Source organism: Leisingera sp. F5 (assembly GCF_001593695.1).
Genome location: NZ_LUKH01000689.1, coordinates 1 through 1,847 on the forward strand (window position 1 = coordinate 1; position 1,847 = coordinate 1,847).

General features: G+C 61.2%; 2 protein-coding genes and 1 pseudogene. 1 reads left to right on the forward strand and 2 read right to left on the reverse strand.

Annotated features, from left to right (window positions below):
• Positions 1 to 113: 113 nt before the first annotated feature.
• Together A2I95_RS34830 and A2I95_RS34835 are read right to left on the reverse strand one after the other, a co-directional pair.
• Positions 114 to 416 carry a SelT/SelW/SelH family protein gene (locus tag A2I95_RS34830; RefSeq protein ID WP_291737138.1) on the reverse strand — a complete coding sequence of 101 codons (303 nt, stop codon included), beginning with the start codon at positions 414 to 416 and terminating at the stop codon, positions 114 to 116.
• Positions 417 to 419: 3 nt separating this feature from the next.
• Positions 420 to 1,583 (reverse strand): acyl-CoA dehydrogenase family protein, encoded by a 1,164-nt coding sequence (locus tag A2I95_RS34835; protein ID WP_291737140.1) that lies wholly within the window; start codon positions 1,581 to 1,583, stop codon positions 420 to 422.
• 79 nt (positions 1,584 to 1,662) lie between these two features.
• On the opposite strand from A2I95_RS34835, the pseudogene A2I95_RS34840 reads away from it, so the two are divergent.
• A pseudogene (locus tag A2I95_RS34840) lies at positions 1,663 to 1,847 on the forward strand (AraC family transcriptional regulator); the annotation flags it as partial.

The following is a 1,847-nucleotide window of genomic DNA, read 5'->3' on the forward strand; positions in this document are numbered from 1 at the left end:
GGCGGGGACGCCGATGGCCGTGCAAGGGGAAGAGAGCTTCTCTCTTTACCGGGGGCGGCTCTTGCTGGCCGCCCTTTTCCTTTTGCGGAAAATATCCCCGCCGGAGGCATTCCTCACTCGCCTCCAGCACGGCGGTCGAGATGGCCCAGATCCAGCTCCGGGTCAATCCGGTCGCGCACGCGGGTTTTCAGTTCTTTCACATCCGGAAAGCCACTGTCCCGTTTACGTTCCCAGACCAGCTCCTGATCGACACGGATCTCAAAGATCCCGCCCAAATCTCCGGGAATCAGTGTCACCCCGCCCAAGCCGCCTTGGAAGGTCTGCAGCAGTTCCTGCGCCATCCAGCCCGCCCGCAGCAGCCAGTTGCAGCCGGTGCAATAGGTAATGGTCACAACAGGTTTCCCAGGTAGGGTCATGGATCAGCCTCCGACGGCGCGCAGCATCTCGCGGCTGATGATGTGCCGCTGGATTTCACTGGTGCCCTCCCAGATACGCTCCACCCGCGCGTCGCGCCATATGCGTTCCAGAGGCAGCTCGTCCATCAGACCCATGCCGCCGTGAATCTGGATCGCTTCATCGGCGACGAAGGCCAGCATCTCAGTGGCTTTCAGCTTGGCCATCGACATGTCACTCTCGGTGACTGTGCCCTGATCGAACTTCCAGCCGGCTTCCCAGGTCAAGAGGTTCGCCGCCTTCAGCTCCAACGCCATATCGGCAAGCTTGAAGGAAATACCCTGGAACTTACCGATCTGCTGGCCGAACTGCTTGCGTTCCGCGGCGTATTCCACCGAATGCTGCAATGCGCGTTCCGCCCGGCCCAGGCAAGTGGCCGCCACCTGCAGGCGGGTGGCGCCCAGCCATGTGTTGGCAACCTCGAACCCCTTGTCGACCTCGCCCAGGATGGCTGAGGACGGCAGGCGGCAGTCGTCGAACTCCAGCACCGCGTTGGTGTATCCCCGGTGGCTGACGTTGCCGTAGCCGTCGCGCACCTCAAATCCTGGCGTGCCCTTGTCGACAAAGAAGGCGGTGATCTTTTTCTTCGGCCCGCGCGGGGTATCCTCAACCCCGGTGGCCATGAAGCAGATGGCAAAATCAGCAATGTCGGCGTGGCTGATGAAATGCTTGGTGCCGTTCAGGATCCAGTCATCGCCGTCTTTGCGCGCGGTCGCCTTCATGCCGCGCAGATCAGAGCCTGCATCCGGCTCGGTCATCGCCAGGCAGTCCCATTTCTCGCCCTTCATGCAGGGCACCAGGTACTTCTCCTTCTGCTCCTCGGTGCCCGCCAGCAGGATGTTCGACGGGCGCGCAACGCCGGTCCAGTGCAGCGCATAGTTGGCGCGTCCCAGCTCCTTTTCATACATCAGCCAGCTCAGGGTATCGAGGCCGGCGCCGCCCGCTTCCTCAGGCATGTTGGCGGCATAAAGCCCTGCTTCCATCGCCTTCTTCTGCACCTCACGGATCACATCCATGTCCAGATGGCCGGTGCGCTCGATCTCCGCCTCATGCGGATACAGCTCCTTTTCCACAAAGGCGCGGGTGGTCTCGACAATCATCGACTGTTCTTCGGTCATCCCGAACTGCATGGCGGTCTTCCTTCGCAAATCTGTTACCCGTCAAATTAGGCGGCTTGCCTCTCCGCATCATGCATGGTTAGAAGAAATCATGCGAAGTTGGACAAAAGATAACGCTGCGGCGCAGCAACTTGATGTGCTGCTGTTCAATGCCTTCTCAGCCCATTGCCTGGCCAATACGGTCGAGCCGCTGCGCGCCGCCAACACCTTTGCCGGGCGGCAGGCCTATGCCTGGCGGTTCCTGACGCTGGACGGCGGGCCTGCAGTGTCTTCTTC